General features: G+C 64.5%; 15 protein-coding genes. 9 read left to right on the plus strand and 6 right to left on the minus strand.

Going from position 1 to position 16,301, the window contains the following annotated elements; all coding sequences use genetic code 11:
* Positions 1-95 precede the first annotated feature (95 nt).
* From W911_RS00050 to W911_RS00060, 3 genes are all read right to left on the minus strand, one after another.
* Positions 96-587, minus strand: a complete 492-nt coding sequence (locus W911_RS00050) for an HPr kinase/phosphorylase (protein ID WP_023785464.1) — start codon at positions 585-587, stop codon at positions 96-98.
* A complete protein-coding gene (locus W911_RS00055) occupies positions 562-2,475 on the minus strand; it encodes a stimulus-sensing domain-containing protein (protein ID WP_023785465.1) in 1,914 nt (637 codons plus the stop codon). The genes W911_RS00050 and W911_RS00055 overlap by 26 nt, the downstream gene beginning before the upstream one ends.
* A gap of 183 nt (positions 2,476-2,658) precedes the next feature.
* Positions 2,659-3,366 carry a response regulator transcription factor gene (locus W911_RS00060; protein ID WP_023785466.1) on the minus strand — a complete coding sequence of 236 codons (708 nt, stop codon included), beginning with the start codon at positions 3,364-3,366 and terminating at the stop codon, positions 2,659-2,661.
* Positions 3,367-3,540: 174 nt separating this feature from the next.
* Here W911_RS00060 and W911_RS00065 point away from each other — a divergent pair, with 174 nt between their 5' ends.
* The 4 genes from W911_RS00065 (at position 3,541) to W911_RS00080 (ending at position 8,891) form a co-directional block, all read left to right on the plus strand.
* Positions 3,541-4,308, plus strand: coding sequence for a HugZ family pyridoxamine 5'-phosphate oxidase (locus tag W911_RS00065; RefSeq protein WP_023785467.1), 768 nt, complete (start codon positions 3,541-3,543; stop codon positions 4,306-4,308).
* 110 nt (positions 4,309-4,418) lie between these two features.
* Positions 4,419-6,227 (plus strand): phosphoenolpyruvate carboxykinase (GTP), encoded by a 1,809-nt coding sequence (locus tag W911_RS00070; RefSeq protein WP_023785468.1) that lies wholly within the window; start codon positions 4,419-4,421, stop codon positions 6,225-6,227.
* A 279-nt stretch (positions 6,228-6,506) separates the two neighbouring features.
* Entirely contained in the window at positions 6,507-7,775 is a 1,269-nt protein-coding gene (locus tag W911_RS18580; protein WP_023785469.1) for a peroxiredoxin family protein, read from the plus strand.
* Between the two features lie 147 nt (positions 7,776-7,922).
* Positions 7,923-8,891, plus strand: a complete 969-nt coding sequence (locus W911_RS00080; protein ID WP_023785470.1) for an HAD family hydrolase — start codon at positions 7,923-7,925, stop codon at positions 8,889-8,891.
* Positions 8,892-9,126: 235 nt separating this feature from the next.
* Here W911_RS00080 and W911_RS00085 read toward each other — a convergent pair whose 3' ends face one another.
* Together W911_RS00085 and W911_RS00090 are read right to left on the minus strand one after the other, a co-directional pair.
* On the minus strand, positions 9,127-10,044 hold the full coding sequence (locus W911_RS00085; RefSeq protein ID WP_023785471.1) for a hypothetical protein: 918 nt from the start codon (positions 10,042-10,044) through the stop codon (positions 9,127-9,129).
* A gap of 189 nt (positions 10,045-10,233) precedes the next feature.
* Positions 10,234-10,599, minus strand: a complete 366-nt coding sequence (locus W911_RS00090) for an SH3 domain-containing protein (RefSeq protein WP_023785472.1) — start codon at positions 10,597-10,599, stop codon at positions 10,234-10,236.
* 171 nt (positions 10,600-10,770) lie between these two features.
* Between W911_RS00090 and W911_RS00095 the strand changes: the two genes are divergently transcribed.
* The 4 genes from W911_RS00095 to W911_RS00110 all read left to right on the plus strand — a co-directional run bounded on the left by W911_RS00095 (position 10,771) and on the right by W911_RS00110 (position 12,570).
* Positions 10,771-10,989 carry a hypothetical protein gene (locus tag W911_RS00095; RefSeq protein WP_023785473.1) on the plus strand — a complete coding sequence of 73 codons (219 nt, stop codon included), beginning with the start codon at positions 10,771-10,773 and terminating at the stop codon, positions 10,987-10,989.
* Between the two features lie 193 nt (positions 10,990-11,182).
* Positions 11,183-11,272, plus strand: a complete 90-nt coding sequence (pqqA, locus tag W911_RS00100; RefSeq protein WP_023785474.1) for a pyrroloquinoline quinone precursor peptide PqqA — start codon at positions 11,183-11,185, stop codon at positions 11,270-11,272.
* A gap of 580 nt (positions 11,273-11,852) precedes the next feature.
* Positions 11,853-11,942, plus strand: a complete 90-nt coding sequence (gene pqqA / locus W911_RS00105; protein ID WP_020087993.1) for a pyrroloquinoline quinone precursor peptide PqqA — start codon at positions 11,853-11,855, stop codon at positions 11,940-11,942.
* 175 nt (positions 11,943-12,117) lie between these two features.
* Positions 12,118-12,570 carry a GNAT family N-acetyltransferase gene (locus tag W911_RS00110; RefSeq protein ID WP_023785476.1) on the plus strand — a complete coding sequence of 151 codons (453 nt, stop codon included), beginning with the start codon at positions 12,118-12,120 and terminating at the stop codon, positions 12,568-12,570.
* A 23-nt stretch (positions 12,571-12,593) separates the two neighbouring features.
* On the opposite strand, the gene W911_RS00115 is transcribed toward W911_RS00110, so the two are convergent.
* Positions 12,594-13,109 (minus strand): hypothetical protein, encoded by a 516-nt coding sequence (locus tag W911_RS00115; protein WP_144083457.1) that lies wholly within the window; start codon positions 13,107-13,109, stop codon positions 12,594-12,596.
* Between the two features lie 453 nt (positions 13,110-13,562).
* Between W911_RS00115 and W911_RS00120 the strand changes: the two genes are divergently transcribed.
* On the plus strand, positions 13,563-16,238 hold the full coding sequence (locus tag W911_RS00120; RefSeq protein WP_023785478.1) for a tetratricopeptide repeat protein: 2,676 nt from the start codon (positions 13,563-13,565) through the stop codon (positions 16,236-16,238).
* Positions 16,239-16,301: the final 63 nt, after the last annotated feature.

The following is a 16,301-nucleotide window of genomic DNA, read 5'->3' on the forward strand; positions in this document are numbered from 1 at the left end:
TTTCTCCATGGCATCATGAGACGCTAAGCGGACCAAAGCCCGTGCCACAGGGCGCGGCGGAGACTTACAGGGCTTCACGGGCAACGCAAGGACTTTCATCCAACAGACCGCGGGGGGGCCAGCACGTCCCGGGCTGCGGCCAGCGCGAGCACGACCTTTGCCGGAGCGGACGCCTCGAACGGCGCGAGACGCAGCGTCGGGACGGCCTGTCCCAGGAAAACCGTCGCGATCTCTTCGAGCGGAAAGCGCGGCACGTCGTCGAGTGCCACGAGGTCGATCACGAGCGCGAGGCGCGCAGACGCACGGTAGGGCACCTCCAGCACGCCGAGGCCGCGCACTTCAAGTTTGCCGGCGATAGCGGGCGGAGCCGAGACCTCGATGCCGTCGAATGTGCGGCGAAGCTCGACCTGGTCGTCGGCCACGAGTTCGGCGCGGTGCGGCACATGAGCCAGCGCGGGAGCCGCGATGCAGCGTAGCGCGAGGTCGGACTTACCGGCTCCCGAAGGGCCGCGGATCAACGCCGCTTTGCCGCCAAGCGCGAGCGCGGTGGCGTGAACGCGCTCAAACTCGGTCGCGGGGCGCGTCATGGTGCCGATCCGAAGCAGGCGCCGCGCGCCGGCCGCTGGTCATGCCGGAGCGGGCCGAGGCAACGAGCGCGGGCAGGCGCACGACGAACCGTGCGCCGAGAGGCTTGTCGTCCGCCGCCTGCAGTGCGCCTCGCCTGTTCTCGGCCGAGATTTCACCGCCGTGGGCGCGAATGATCTCACGCGAGATCGAAAGGCCGAGCCCGGAGTTCTTGCCGCGCACCGCCTCGGTGTCGGGGCGATCCGTGTAAAAGCGGTCGAAGATGATGCTAAGGCGGTCATCGGGAATGCCGGGGCCTTCATCCTCCACCGCCAGCTCGACGATGCCGGCGACGCGGCGCACGTGCACCGTCACGGTGCTCGCTTCCGGAGAAAACGAAACTGCATTGTCCACGAGGTTGGTCAACACCTGGCCGAGACGGCCGGCGTGGCCGCTCACGAGAAACGCGCCTTCGAACGGGGCGGGCGCGATCTCCGTCGCCACGAGGCGGCTGTCGCTCGAAAGGATGTCGCGGAAAATCTGCGCGACGCTCGCGGCCACGCTGGTCACGTCGACCGGGCCCATCTGCTGGCGTGCCAACTCCGCGTCGAGACGAGAGGCGTTGGACACGTCGGTGATCAGACGGTTGAGCCGTTTCAGCTCGTTCTGGATCTGGCGCACAACTTCCTGGCGCTGTTCCTCCGTCTTGGCGTAGGCAAGCGCTTCAGCCATCGAGCGGGCCGCGGTCAGCGGGTTTTTCAACTCATGCGCCACGTCGGCGGCGAAGCTCTCGCTCGCTTCGGCGCGCCGATAGAGCGCATCCGTCATGGAGGCGAAGGCGGACGCCATCTGCCCCACTTCATCGGTGCGGTGCGCATAGTCGGGCAACTCATGGCGGGCCGAGATGTTGCGGCTCACATGCTCGGCGGAGGCGGAGAGGCGGCGGATCGGCCCCGCCACCGTGCGCGCCAGCATCAGCGAACTCACCAGGGTGGCGATGAGCGCAAAAGCCGCGAGCACCCAGATGAGCGCGCGTTCCTCGGAGAGAATGTCGTCGATCTCGCCCGGCGGGGTCGACATCAGAAGGACGCCTTGCACGACGCCGCCTCGCTTGATGGGCACGGCCGTCGAGACGATCTGCTCGCCCTTCTCGTTGAGCAGCAGCATGGCCGTCGTCGTGCCTTCGAGGGCGCGCCGGACCTCGCGGTAGGAGGTGCCGTTGGCGTTGCCGATCTCGCGGTAGACCGGCAACTCCTCTCCGATCATCAAAGACTTGAGGCGTGTCCAAAAGTTTTTCGTGCGCAGCCGCGTGCCATCTTCGACCTTCGGCTCGTGGCGGTTGAGCTGGCCACGCATCAGCAAAGTTGCCGAATCCATGACCAGCGTGCCGTCGCGGCTGTAGACGCGGGCACGACGCTGCGTCGGCTGGATCAGGCGGCGCAGAATGGGCGCCACGCGTTCGGGACGGATCGATAGCTCGTGCGCGGCGAACGCATCGTCCGCGTGGTCCTGAGGCGACAGCAAATCATCGGTCGGAATGATCAGGCGGCCAGGCTCGATCCGCGCATCGCTCGCGATGGCAGCGGCGATGATCTCGCCCTGGACGCGCAGCGACTCCCGCTTCGCTTCGAGCAGCCAGACGTTGTGCTCGCTGAAATAGAAGATGCCGCCGATGACGACGACGAGGCCTGCGAGATTGGCGGCAAGGATACGGCGGAGCAGGCTTGCGCTGAGGAAGCGGAAAACGAACGTGCCCTGCCACCAGCGCGAATGCCGGGCCATCGCCTTCGAGACCCGACGCAGCAGCCTGCGGGGCCACGGCAGAAGCGCGGCCGCCTGCCTCCGCAGCCCGGACGTGACAGCGTCGAGCCCGGTGGCAGTCGCCGGCGTTCGCTCGGTTTCGAGCGCCATTGCCCCTCCACTCCAGGGTGTGTCCTCGATACCGTCAGGCTGGCTTGCGCCTGATGCGGCCAACACTCGCTCCGACGCGTTCTAGAGCGTGATCAGCTTCAATTGAATCGCGATCACGCTCTATGTCTTTCGTGAGACCGACGATTCACGTTTCAGGCTGATAGGGCCTGAAACGATCGTGGTCTATGCCTCTTTGAAGCGGTAGCCGACGCCGTAGAGCGTCTCGATGACATCGAAGCTATCGTCGACCTGCTTGAACTTCTTACGCAAGCGTTTGATATGACTGTCGATTGTGCGGTCGTCAACGTAAACTTGGTCGTCGTAGGCGGCATCCATCAGCGCGTCGCGCGTCTTGACCACGCCGGGGCGCTGCGCGAGCGCCTGGAGGATCAGAAATTCCGTCACGGTCAGCGTCACCGGGCGGGCATCCCAGTGGCAGGTGTGGCGCTCCGGATCGAGCTTGAGCTTTCCGCGCTCCAGGGTGTGGGCGACGGTCGTCTCCGCGGCCTGGCCGTCCTTCGGTTGCAGGCGGCGCAGGATCGCGCGCACGCGCTCCACGATGAGGCGCTGCGAGAAGGGTTTTGCGATGTAATCGTCGGCGCCCATCTTGAGGCCGAACAGTTCGTCGATCTCCTCGTCCTTCGAGGTGAGGAAGATCACGGGCATGTCGGACTGCTGCCGCACGCGGCGGAGCAACTCCATGCCGTCCATGCGCGGCATCTTGATATCGAAGATGCCGAGGTCGGCGGGATCCTCGGTCAGAGCCTCAAGCGCGGACGCACCGTCGGAATAGGTGCGCACCTTGTAGCCTTCGGCTTCGAGCGCCATCCCGAGTGACGTCAGGATGTTGCGCTCGTCATCTACAAGCGCGATCGTGCTCTTCTCTTTCATGTTCAGGTTCCGCTTATCCTCTGGGCGCTCTTAATAGGGATCGATTGCGCTTTATGGTCCCAAGGTGGATCAATTGTGGCAGGAGATCCGTTACGTCTCTCCGCCTGAACCCAGTCTGAACGGTGCGTAACCTGATCGGTGCCCACCGCAAGCTCACACGAGGCTCGTTTCCCCATGGCTGTCACCGATCCCGGCACCCCGTCCAACGCACCGCGAGACGCGCTCCCGCCCGCCGAGGCCGCCCGCGTGCTCACGCGCCGAGCCCTCAAAGCGTCGCTTGCCACGCTCGAAAGTACGACCGGCCATCCTTACGCCTCGCTGGTCACAATCGCAACCGATGTGGACGGCACGCCCCTCCTCCTGATCTCAACCCTCGCCCTCCACACGAAAAATCTCCTCGCCGACGGCCGGGCGAGCCTGCTGTTCGACGGCACAGACGCCACCGGAGACCCGCTCGCGGGCGGACGGGTCACGCTGATGGGGCGCGCGCAGAAGAGCGAGCGCGCCGCCGCACGGAGCCGGTTCCTCGCGCGCCAACCGCACGCCGCGGGCTATGCCGATTTTCCGGATTTCGCCTTCTACGAACTCGTCCCGGATCGGGCGCATTACATCGGCGGGTTCGGACGCATCGTCGATCTCGATCCGCGCGATCTATTGCTCGACATCTCGGACGCCGCGTCCCTCGTCGCCGGTCACGACGACATCGTCGCGCATATGAACGAAGATCATGCGGCGGCGAACGAGCTTTATGCCACCGTGCTCGCGGGAGCACCGAGCGGACCGTGGAGCATGACCGGCATCGATCCCGAAGGCTTCGATCTCGTCTGCGACGGCATGACAGCGCGTCTCACCTTCGACAACCGCGTAACCTCCCCTGAGGAAGCGCGCCGCGAATTGGTGGCTCTCGTCGCACGTGCGCGGGAGCGTCAACCGATACGTTAGTTCAACGTCTTAGGCCTTTGTGAGCGCTTGTGCGGCCTGCGCGCGATCAATAGAGAAGGGGCAGATTTCCGATAGCCTCAACGCTCTCGATTGGCGGAGAACACACCGACATGAACGCCGCGCCTCCCGTAAAGATCGCAACGACGAATTCGGCGGTTCTTTCGTTCGTCGAAGACTGCCGAAAGTTGTTCGCACCAGGCGCCGTTCACTGGTGCAGCGGCAGCCAGGCGGAATACCAGCATCTGCTGCACAGAATGGTGCAGATGGGAACGGCGCTGTGGCTGGACCCGGACAAGCGCCCCAACTCGGTGATCGTGCGGTCCGATCCGGCAGACGTCGCCCGCGTGGAAGATCAGACGTTCATCTGCTCGGTGTCCGAATCCGACGCCGGGCCGACCAACAATTGGGCAAATCCCGGAAAGATGAAGGTCACGCTCGAACGCCTGTTCGACGGCGCGATGATGGGGCGGACGATGTACGTGATCCCCTATTCGATGGGGCCGATCGGATCGCCGATCGCACGGATCGGCATCATGGTGACCGACAGCGCCTATGCGGCCGCCAATATGCACATCATGACGCGCGTCGGCGACGAGGTGCTCAAGGCTCTCGGCGACAACACGGATTTCGTGCGCGGACACCACACGGTCGGCGTGCCGCTCAAGCGGCAGACGTGGGCCGACGAGCCGTGGCCCTGCAATACCACGAAGTACATCTGCCATTTCCCGGAAACGCGCGAGATCTGGTCGTTCGGCTCCGGCTACGGCGGAAACGCGCTTCTCGGCAAGAAGTGCCATGCGCTCCGCATCGCGTCCGTGCAGGCCCGCGACGAAGGCTGGCTCGCCGAGCACATGCTGATCCTCAAGCTCACCAATCCGGAAGGCCAATCCAAATTCATCGCCGCCGCCTTCCCGTCCGCATGCGGCAAGACCAATCTCGCCATGGTGATCCCCACCATTCCCGGCTGGAAGGCCGAGACCATCGGCGACGACATCTGCTGGATGAAATTCGGCGCGGACGGGCGTCTCTACGCGATCAACCCCGAGACCGGCTTCTTCGGCGTGGCGCCCGGCACATCGCGCGAGACAAACCTCAACGCGATGAAGACGCTCGACGCCAACTGCATCTTCACCAACGTCGGAATGACCGACGACGACGACTTCTACTGGGAGAACATGGGCGAAGATCCGCCCCCGCACCTGACGGACTGGCTGCGCCGGTCCTGGTCGCCCGCGTCCGGCCGGCCCGCAGCGCACCCCAACGCGCGCTTCACGGCACCGGCCGCGCAATGTCCCGTCATCGCCAAGGAGTGGGACGACCCCAAAGGCGTACCGATCGACGCCATTCTTTTCGGCGGACGGCGGGCGTCCGTCGTGCCGCTCGTCTCGGAGGCGCTCTCGTGGCAGCACGGCACCTTCCTTGGTGCGACCATGGCGTCCGAAAAGACCGCCGCGGCTGCGGGTAAGATCGGAGACGTTCGGCGGGACCCGATGGCGATGCTGCCCTTCTGCGGCTATCACATGGGCGACTACTTCCAGCACTGGCTCGACATCGGCGAGAAGGGCGGCAGCGCCATGCCCAAGATCTTCTATGTCAACTGGTTCAGAAAGAGCGCCGACGGCAAGTTCCTGTGGCCGGGCTATGCGGAAAACAGCCGCGTGCTGAAATGGATCTTCGAGCGGTGCGACGGCGCGGACAACGCGGTCGAAACCCCCATCGGGCGGCTGCCCGCCGACGGCGCGCTCGATCTCGACGGGCTCGATGTGCCGGGCGAGGATCTAGCTGAATTGCTCAAGGTCGACGTCGAGGGCTGGAAAGGCGAACTCCCCTCCATCCGCGAGCACTTCGCCACTTTCGGCGATAAGCTTCCGGCTGGCCTCCGAGAGGAGTTGGCGGCGCTGGAGCAGCGGCTCGGATAAAGATCTTCCGGCGGCCGCCTGAGCTCCGTCAGGGACGGGCTTGCCCTTCTCTCGCAGCGCTCGCATGGTGTCGGTGCCGCCTCGTCCATCCCCGGATGGCGAGGCCGTCTCGGCACGACGTGTCATGCGCCGCTTTCTCTTTCTCCGGATTGCTTTTTCCGGACGCATGTACTCGATCTTGCTGGTGAATCATGGTCTACACGATGCGATCGCGTGTGCGGGCACCGATCCGACATGACGGCTTCAGAGCCCAACTCAAAGCCCAACAGGGCAACCGCAATGCTGGACTGGCTTTCGAAGTTCATCGGGCGACGCCATGACGCGCCGCCGCCCAGCGCGATCTCGCCGATCCGCGTTTCGCTCGACGATAGGATCGTATCCGTTCGCGACGAAAAGGGGCGCGTTGCCCTCATCGAGTGGGGCGAGATCGAGCGCGTTCACGTTGCGGTCGACAAATCCGACCCGGAGCACGAGATTCAGTGGGTGCTTTCGGACCGTGACGGGCGGGCCAGTCTTTCGGTGCCGATGGGCGCGGAGGGCGAGGGCCCCTTCATCAAGGCCATGCAGGCGCGTCTGGCCGACTTCGACAACATGGCCGTCGTCGAGGCGCTGAGCAGCCCCACAAACGGGGAATTCCAGGTTTGGCCCCCCTCGACTTCGCCGTCTAAAGACGTTCCGATGCGCGATGCCGCAGAACAAGCGGTTTTGATCTGTGAAACGCAAAGGCCGTGCCTCCCGCCCCCTGACGTGTGCCCCGTTCCGGGCTATGGTGGGCGCCTCATCTCCTGCGAAAGGACATCTATGTTCGACCCCGAGAACCCGCCAGAGCTTGCCGCCGCCGCCTGGTTTAACGCCGATTCCTCCCTGACGCTGGCAAGCCTCAAGGGCAAGGTCGTCCTGCTCGCCGCCTTCCAGCAGCATTGCCCCGGCAGCCTCAAGCACGGCCTTCCGCAGGCGGCGCGCATCGCGGGCGCCTTCAGCGACGACGAGGTGGTCGTGATCGGGCTCAACACGCCCTTCGAGCACGCCGACAAGCAGGACAAAGCCGCCCTCGAAGCGTTCGTCGCCGAGCATGAGCTGAAATTTCCGGTGGCGCTCGACAAGACCACCGGCGGTCCCCTGCCGGAAACGATGGACGCGTTCGAAATTCAGGGCACACCTGCGGTGCTGCTGTTCGACCGGCAGGGCCGGCTGCGGCGGCATTACCTCGGACAGGTGGACGATCTGAGGCTCGGCGCCGAGATCATGGCGCTCACGCTCGAAGCACGGAATGCGCCGCGTGAGCAGTCAATCGCACTTGAGCGGCGCCTGGCGGCCGTGCTCGCCGACCCCAACGATCACGCGCACGGCGACGGCTGCGGATGCGGGCACGACCACGGCCATTCTCACGATCATTCCCATGGGCACGATCATGGCCACGACCATCATCACCACGCCCATGACGGCGGGTGCTGTGGCGGGCACGGTCACAAGCACGAGGCCGATCACAGCCACGAGCACACCCACGCGGGCGGCCATGACGGGTGCGGCTGCGGCCATAAGCACTGAGTTCTGACGGCATGAAACGGACATCCGCGACGGCGGGCGCTGCCGCAGATGTCCGTCAAGTTGTTCATACCGCGTCCTCACGCCTTCAGCACGCCACCCGAATCGGCGGAATGTTCGTCAATAATTTTTGATGGACAGGAGCCGGAGATGACCGAGCGCGCGACGGGGCGCAAGACGGAACGGGACGAGGACGACGCGCCCGCGCATACGGACGCTTCTTCGGCAAAATCGAAGACGGCGTCCAAGCCCGTAGAGGCCTTCGACAAGAAGACCATCGCGCTCGTCTACGACTTCGACGGCACGCTCTCCCCGCGCCCGATGCAGGAATACTCCTTCTTGCCGCAACTCGGCATCGAAGCATCCGCTTTCTGGGACGAGTGCACCCGCGTCGCGCGCGAGCAGGGCGCGGACCCGCTCATCACCTACATGCACCTGATGTACAAAAAGGCGCGCGAGAAGGGCCTCAGGATCGACCGCGACGACCTCGTGCGCCAGGGCGCGGACGTGGCGCTGTTTCCCGGTGTTGCCGAATGGTTCGACGAGATCGCGGAATACATCGGTATCCGTGCGGAAAGCGCGGGCGTGGAGCTTCGGCATTACCTCGTCTCATCCGGGCTCACCGAAATCATCGAAGGCACCTCGATCCGCCGCCACTTCCACAACGTGTTCGCGTCCGAATACTGGTTCGACGCTTACGAGCTGCCGTTTCCGAAGCGGGTGATCACGGACACGGGTAAGACGCAGTATCTCTTCCGCATCAACAAGGGCATCGAGGATCTCGGCGAGAGCATCAACGCGCACATGGCGGAAGAGCTGCGGCCGATCCCGTTCCGGAACATGATCTATTTCGGCGACGGCGAGACCGACGTGCCCTCCATGGCGCTGATGCGCAAGAGCGGCGGGCACGCGATTGCCGTGCATCCGGAAGAGCGCGGCAAGGGCTACGATACGTGCGTCGAGCTGTTCCGCGCGGGGCGGGTCGATTTCTTCGCGGCTGCCGATTACCGGCGCGGGTCCGATCTCTTCAAGCGCACATGCCTTCTGCTCGACCGCATCCTCACCGACATCGCCGTGCAGGAGGAAGCGTGGGGGATTGGCGTCGAGATGCAGGGTTAGGCCGCGCACTCATAAATGGATGGGCATTGACGCGAGGACTTTCGTGTCATGCTGGAAGCATGTCTCCGGCATGACCCTGCAGTGCGAAAGGACCGCGCCCCTTCGGGGTGAGCCAAGACAAGCCAATGGCGGCGTCAAACCGCTTGCCCGATGCGTAGGCATCGCGCTACGCGCTTTTCCTGACCCTTGGCTTGTCTTGGCTCATCAATGTCCCATCCATTTATGAGTGCGCGGCCTAAAACAGCCGGTTCATCGTGCGGCTGATGGAGCGGAAGCTGCGGGAGACGGAGCGCGAGAACGACGGCGGTTTGTTGCGCGCTCTGCGTGACGCGCGTCGCGGACGTTCGCGTTTTGCAGCCTTGGGGACACGCACGACGGGTGCCGGCACCATCTTGGGCGAGCCTGCGGCCGCCGTTTCGTTCCCACCGACCGACGCCGTCGCGACATGCGCGAGCGGCTGTGCCGTTTTCGAGGCGGGCTGCGTCTCGTCCGCATAGCTCAGATGCTCCGCGCGGCCGTGCGTCTCGAACGTGGCAGAAGAGGACAGGACGACATCGCGCGTCATGATCGCCTCGCGCCTCATCGTCGGGGTGCCTCTCTCGACAGCCGTTTCGATGCTGCCCGTTTCGAGCCTGCTCGCATCTACCGGCGAAGCAAAGGCTTCAACGGCGCACGAGACGTCGTCATGCGTTTCGACGAGGGCCAGCAGCACAGCGTCAGGCTTGTCGACGGGAAGCCGCGCGTTGACGCGGATCGTGAACGCCTCCATCGCGGCGCTGGTTTGTCCGGCCCACACGCCGTCGATGCCGCCCTGGTAACAGCCTGCGCGTTTCAACGCCGTCTGGACGGAGCGCGTGAGGTCTTGGGCGTCGCCGGTCATCGGCTGAACGACAGCGCCGGGCGACACGGCGGAGGGCCGATCTATGCGGGCAACGGCAGGAGTGGTCACAACGGGCGTGAAGACCGGGCCTCTCACGGCGACCGTGTTTGCCCTGATCTCGGCGTCCGCCTCGGTCTTGCCGCCGCCGAAAAGGACGACGTAGCCGATCATCAACGTTGCGAGCGACGTGCCCGCCGCTGCGAGCGCCGTCGACAGGCTGGGAGACAGGTCGGCCGGCAATGCCCGCCGAAACGCCGCGAAATCAAAACGCATCACGCCACCCCACTCGATACACGGCCCGGCAAGCGGGCGCTATGCTTTTACGTGTCATCCCCCACGTTCGTTCCGCACACTCATGAGCATAGCACACTGCACCGCGCGTCAAGCCCGTTCGGACGTTCTCGATCAAACGATGCACACTTGCGGGCGTGGTGCGTTATGCTCGCATCGTGCGCAATGCGGTCATGGATCGGGCTTCAGAAATCGCGCGGCGACCCAACCCTGCATGCCGCGATATTCGACGCGACACCATTGGAGCTTCGCGTTGATGCGTTCGCTCTCGGTCATGATCATCCAGCGGTCGAGACTCGGTTCCGGCGTGAGGCAGCCGAGGTGCTTGAGACCGCGCGTATCGGGCGGGATGCCCGCGAGTTTCTTGCTATCGCCGTGCGGTACGTCGCGCAGGTTGAGAACGTCGCCGGGTGCGACGCCCGTCACGGCCCAGAAGCGCGGCCGATCGTCGGCGCGGACACTATGGCCGGCAAAGTTCGACCCCAAACAGGTCGCGAGAACGAGGCCGAGCGCGCGGCCGACGAACGGGTCTCTCATGACGATCCCCCATTGGTTTTCCCCGCTTCGCGCACCCGCCGATGAAGCGCTGAAAATTGTGCCTGTGGCGTGGCAGGACGGAGCGCGAGGTGCAGGGCGCGGCAGCACTTGCGGCGGCTTCGGTCGGATCCCTATTTCTTTACGACACGCGCGACAGAGGAAGGTGCCACCATGGCTTTCGAGGATGTTCAGGCCGAAATCGGCGTACTGCTCACGCGGATGCAGAACGAGGCGGAGGATCGCCACGAGATTTACCTTCAGCTCCGGGAGCGGCTCAACGAGCTCAAAGCCTTCGATCTTCCCATCCCGGAAGACCTTCAAGCTCTCGAAGCGGCGCTCGAAGCCGAATTCGCGGCCGATGCACGGACGTCGCTCTCGGACCGCAACTGATTGTTTTTATTTAATTTACACGCCTCCACGCTGGATGCAGTCATAAGAAAATCTTTGCAAGTCAATAAGACAGACTGATGACTGGATCACGAACTTGCGATTTGCCGTTATCGGGGTGCTTGCCTATATACGATGCAGCATCAGACGGGCTGGCGGCCCGCTGGTCATAGGAACTCTTAAGGAGGAACATCCCATGAAGACCTGGAACAAGCCCTCGGTTCGCGAGCAGGAAGTCGGCCTCGAAGTGACCTCGTACCTGCCGGCTGAGATCGACATCATCTAAGTCGATCAGACTTGCTGAATTCGGCGGCGGTCGCGAAAGTGACCGCCGCTTTTTTATTTTCTGAGCCGTTTTGAATGCCTCGATCCGATTGGTCTTCATTGTCTCAGGATCACGGTTTCGACGAGAGTGTTTCACGGATTTGTGTTCGCTTTCTCTCATGCATCCGAACGCTCCCGAAACAAAGATCTCGCGAGAGGCGTCCTCACGCCGGCGTTTTCGTGCAACGGCGCGTCTCGCGCCTCATGCACCACGCGCGGCACGCATCGAGCCATGCGAGATATGCCCGGTTTTGCTCGATTAGTTGCATGTCGCGCCGCGTGCGCCGAACACTGTTTCCCGTCTCGCATCGGTTCATACGCAGGCCCAGCCCACGCGGCTTTTCATTTCACTCGGCGCCGGTGTTCCACGCTTTGCATGCGGCTTCTCTTTTCTATGCGCCTATTTTAAAACGCTACAATGTAGCATCAGGCTGACTGATCCAACGAAAATGAAAATACGATTGGTATTCCGCGTCAGCTCCGCTTATTTGTACCCTGCCTCGGACGCTCTTTTGTCGGGGGCTCAAAAAGGAGGAACTATCATGAAGACTTGGATGAAGCCGTCGGTTCGCGAGCAGGAAGTTGGCCTTGAGGTCACGTCCTACCTGCCGGCCGAGATCGATATCATCTAATATCGATCAAACTTTCGGTCTTTGGCGCGGCGGCCGCATTTTGCGGCCGTCGCGCTTCTTTTTTGTGCAGTTCCGCCCGCCGACGCCCTGAATTTACGCCCGCGGCCCGCTGGTCAGGCCGCTCGCGATCGGGGATGATCGGCACCCGAAACCGAGATGCGAGGGGACCGAGGCGGTGCTGATCCGTGACGCCCTACCGAGCGACGAACCGCGCTGGCGGCGGCTGTGGGACGGCTATCTCGCGTTCTACGAGACCACGCTCCCCGAAGACGTAACGGCGCGCACGTGGAACCGCCTGATCCACAAATCCGACGGCCTGTTCTGCCGCGTCGCCGAGACGGCGGGCGAAGTGTGCGGCTTTTCCCACTCGGTGCTCCACGCGGGCACCTGGACGACGACGTCGTCGTGCTATCTCGAAGATCTGTTCGTCGCCCCGGAGCAGCGGGGCCGCGGCGTGGGCGAAGCGCTTATCCGAGACCTCGCGGGTTTGGCGAAAGCGAAGGGCTGGTCGCGACTCTACTGGCATACGCGCGGCTCGAACGCAGCCGCCCGGCGCGTCTACGACCGCTTCATCGCGGCCGACGACTTCGTGCGATACCGGATTTTTTTCGGTCCGGACGCAAGCTGAGAGACGCTTCGTTCAACGGGCCGTCAGAGCGGCAGGTCGGGCTCTTTCTGCGCCTCGCGCTCCAGGCGATCGATGCGCTCCTTGAACTTACGCACCATGCCTTCGACGTAGTCGAACAGCTTGTCCACGTCGCGCTCGGTCGGAACGGGAAGGTCTCCGGGAGGCGCGGGTGGAACGAGATCGCCCGCGGCCGGCGGCTCGCTTGCGGGCGGATGCACGGGGCTCCGTTCAGCCTGGGCCCGCAGCGCGCGGTTCTCGCGTTCGAGCTCGTCGACGCGTTGCGCCAGATCGTTCTCGCTTTCCGGCATTTCCTTGCATGACCACGCTCCGTCCTTGCCGGTGCAGAACGACATCGCGCCCGTCTCGCGATCCAGGCGGATGACGCCGCCTTCGGTGGGGGACATCGTATAGCGGCCCGTGGCCTCGCCGGCAGCCCACGCGGGCGCAGCGAGAAGCAGCAGCGCGCCGGTTGCCACCAACCCACGCGCCCATGTGCGGTCGCGGTCATGCCTCCGGTCGCAACGCAGCGTCTTCAACACAGCACGCCTCCATCTTTCCGCAGGCAAGACACCCTTGCCTCAGCATATCAGCGGAATGCGGCACCTGTCCGCTGCGCGTCGCGACGCGCATGCGATTCGCCCGTTCAATTTTGGGCGAAGGGCAGGGGGAGAACGTTCCCAGGTCAAAATTATCGCATTGATTTTCAATAATTTTCTCAGATCCAGCCCCAGCTTAAGAGAACGTTTACTGCGGGCTGCGAGCCTCATGGTGTTCGGGTTTCTGAATCGTGCCTCGTCTGACCCTTCAAACGCGTTCAGCCGGCATGGCGGGCGGATCGTTCCGCCCTTCATCTCCCACCGAGGAGCGGCCGGTACGTGCGTCGCACCGCTTCGTGGGGACCCTTGATGTTGCATTCAGAGCAAGACAGTTGGCCGGCGTGGCATAGCGCCCAGGGCCTGCCCGAAGCGGCCGGAGGACCCGGACGGCCGCTGATGGATCTTGCACGCGAGATCGAGGACACGCAGCGCCGCCAGAGCGATACGCTTCAGCACATCGTCAAGCGCCTGCGCGCGCTTGAGCTTATGCCTTCCGCCGGTGCCGACGCGGCGCAGGGCAGCGACGGCAGCGCGGTTGGGCACGACGAACCGTGGGATGCGGCCAGCGCGGAAGCGCTGATGCAAACGTACGAAACCCAACAGGCGGCCGGCGGCGCGCCTACTGCGTATCGTGCGAGCGGCGCGTATCAGGGCGCGTCTCACCAGGAACCGTCGTCGCAGCAGGAGACGTCACAGCAGGAGACGTCACAGCAGGACTGGCTCGGACAGCCTTTCCACGACGTGACGCAGCGGATCAAGCGCACGCTTTCGGACCTCAAACCCGGCACGACGATCGCGCTTCTCGAAGAACGCCTCGACCATTTCCAGCACCATATCAATCTCGCCCTCGAAGACGTCGTGCGACGCGCCGACCTCGAAGGGCTGCGCCGCATCGAAGAGCACGTGAGCGACCTCGGCCACCAACTTCAGCATCTGGAGCGGCACGTGCAGCGCCTCGACGGCATAGAGGCCGACGTGCGCCAGGTCATGGACCAGGTGTCGGACGAGCGGCTGGCGAAGCTGCTCGACTATAACGCGCGCTTTGCAGCCGATCTCGACGCGGTCGCCATGCGGGCGGCCGAAGAAGTCCATGCCCGTCTCGGCCAGGAGAACCACGAGGCCCACGCGCGCCGTCACCAGGAGCTCACCGCGCTGATCGAAGCCTCGCTGCAAGACCGGCGGCACACGAATACCGAGGCATCGGCGCTGGTGCAGGATCTCAACGGTCACGTCACCGCGCAGGCCGATCGCTACAACGAAATCAAAGCGCTTCTGGAAGACACGCGGCGCGAGCAGCGCCAGAGCGAGCAGACCGCGCTCGGAATGCTGGATACGCTCCAGCAGGCGCTGGTCCGCGTGCTCGACCGCATGGATACGTTCGAGCAGCAGCACCTGCCGCCGCAGCCTGCTCCGGCCTTTGCGGAGGAGCCGCAGCCGGCTGCATCTTTCCATAACCCCCAGACCCAGATCGCCGAAATCGAGCGCCACTTCTCGGCCCAGCGGGCGGCACCCGAAATGCCGGCCGATACGCGTTTTGCCGACTATTCACCGGCGCACGCCATGGACGAGATCGCTCCGGCCGAAGTGCCGGCGTCTTACGTTTCCGCCGCCGGCGATACGCAGCATCCGGACGAAGACAACCACTCGACGATCGAAAGGCTCCGCCGCGATTTCGTTGCCGATGCCCGCCGCGCCAAGATGAAGGCAGCCGCGAACCGCGCCGAAGCGATGTCGGAGCGCTCGCAACCGGCGTGGCAGTTCGAGGACGAGAAGCCGGCGCCGAGCGGCGTCGGCCGCCACGCGATCCTGGGCGGTGCCAGCCGTCTTTTCGGTTCCTCGCCGAAGCTGATTGCGGGTGTTCTCGCGCTGGTCGTCGCGATCAATGGTGGGCTTCTGCTTCTCACGCGGAAGGACAGCTCCGTTCCGGCTGTTCCTGAAATCAGCGTGCCCGGCGCGATCGAGCATGGGGCCGATGCTCCGCCCTCCGACTCCACCGGCACGGGACAGCGTTCCGCACTCGACGACCTGGACACCGACTTCGCCGGATACGGCCGGCAGCAGCAGGACACCGGCCTCTCGGGCGATCATCGGGTGACGCCTTACGGCGGGTTGGACGACGTCCTCAACCCGCCGCAGCTCGACCCGACCGGCGATACCGCGTCCGCACCGCCGGGCACCACCATCGTCTCGTCCGCAGTGACGCAGCATGAAGAGGCCGTCGCCGGCGTTTACGAACAGCAGGTGCTGGCGGGGCTGTCCGGTCAGCTCGGGACAATCGCCTCGAAGCAAACGCCCGGCGCGATGCTTCCCGAGAAGACAGGGCGGATCATCGATCCCGTCTCGCCCGTTGCCGCGCATGGTACGATCCCCGCGCCCTCAGCAGGCGTGAGCAGGAGCCACGACGGTGCGCTCGATCTGCCGCCCGCGACGGTGGGCCCGCTCTCGCTGCGCCTCGCTGCCGCCAACGGCGATGCGTCGGCGCAGTTCGAAGTCGGTGCGCGGCTGGCCGAAGGCAAAGGCACATCGCAGAACTTCGTGGAAGCGGCCCGCTGGTATCAGCTCTCGGCCGCCAAGGGCTTCGCTCAGTCTCAGTATCGCCTGGGCACGCTCTACGAGCGGGGTCTCGGCGTCAAAAAAGACCTTGCGCGGGCGCGCGTCTGGTATGGGCGTGCCGCCGAGCAAGGCAACGTGAAGGCGATGCACAATCTCGCGGTCATCGTCGCAGGCGACCAGAACGCGCCCGACTACAAGACGGCGATGCACTGGTTCTCGGAAGCTGCCGAGCACGGGCTTGCGGACAGCCAGTTCAATCTCGGCGTGCTCTATGAGAACGGCCTCGGCGTCGCAGCGGACCGCGTCGCGGCCTACACGTGGTATGCGCTGGCCGCCATGGGCGGCGACGCGGATGCCGGAGGGCTGCGCGATGCGCTCAAGGCAAAAATGTCCGCTGGCGAGCTGAAAAAGGCAGAGCAACAGGTCAACACCTTCAAGCCTCGGATGCCCGCGCGCCTCGCCAACGACGCGCTCGCCGCCGGAGAGGACTGGAAACGGCGCGCGGAGAGCGGCACCTGAGGGCCGCAGCAAGACTTCCGCCGCCCCCCGGTCGCAAGACCGCGTCGCAAGGCTGGCGCTTGC

The sequence above is a fragment of the Hyphomicrobium nitrativorans NL23 genome (assembly GCF_000503895.1).
Taxonomy (GTDB): Bacteria; Pseudomonadota; Alphaproteobacteria; order Rhizobiales; family Hyphomicrobiaceae; genus Hyphomicrobium_C; species Hyphomicrobium_C nitrativorans.

What these genes read in the sequence shown, in the direction of transcription:
- W911_RS00050 (WP_023785464.1), bottom strand. Translation starts at nt 587, where the DNA reads ATGACGCGCCCCGCGACCGAGTTTGAGCGCGTTCACGCCACCGCGCTC.
- W911_RS00055 (WP_023785465.1), bottom strand. Translation starts at nt 2,475, where the DNA reads ATGGCGCTCGAAACCGAGCGAACGCCGGCGACTGCCACCGGGCTCGAC.
- W911_RS00060 (WP_023785466.1), bottom strand. Translation starts at nt 3,366, where the DNA reads ATGAAAGAGAAGAGCACGATCGCGCTTGTAGATGACGAGCGCAACATC.
- W911_RS00065 (WP_023785467.1), top strand. Translation starts at nt 3,541, where the DNA reads ATGGCTGTCACCGATCCCGGCACCCCGTCCAACGCACCGCGAGACGCG.
- W911_RS00070 (WP_023785468.1), top strand. Translation starts at nt 4,419, where the DNA reads ATGAACGCCGCGCCTCCCGTAAAGATCGCAACGACGAATTCGGCGGTT.
- W911_RS18580 (WP_023785469.1), top strand. Translation starts at nt 6,507, where the DNA reads ATGCTGGACTGGCTTTCGAAGTTCATCGGGCGACGCCATGACGCGCCG.
- W911_RS00080 (WP_023785470.1), top strand. Translation starts at nt 7,923, where the DNA reads ATGACCGAGCGCGCGACGGGGCGCAAGACGGAACGGGACGAGGACGAC.
- W911_RS00085 (WP_023785471.1), bottom strand. Translation starts at nt 10,044, where the DNA reads ATGCGTTTTGATTTCGCGGCGTTTCGGCGGGCATTGCCGGCCGACCTG.
- W911_RS00090 (WP_023785472.1), bottom strand. Translation starts at nt 10,599, where the DNA reads ATGAGAGACCCGTTCGTCGGCCGCGCGCTCGGCCTCGTTCTCGCGACC.
- W911_RS00095 (WP_023785473.1), top strand. Translation starts at nt 10,771, where the DNA reads ATGGCTTTCGAGGATGTTCAGGCCGAAATCGGCGTACTGCTCACGCGG.
- pqqA (WP_023785474.1), top strand. Translation starts at nt 11,183, where the DNA reads ATGAAGACCTGGAACAAGCCCTCGGTTCGCGAGCAGGAAGTCGGCCTC.
- pqqA (WP_020087993.1), top strand. Translation starts at nt 11,853, where the DNA reads ATGAAGACTTGGATGAAGCCGTCGGTTCGCGAGCAGGAAGTTGGCCTT.
- W911_RS00120 (WP_023785478.1), top strand. Translation starts at nt 13,563, where the DNA reads ATGGATCTTGCACGCGAGATCGAGGACACGCAGCGCCGCCAGAGCGAT.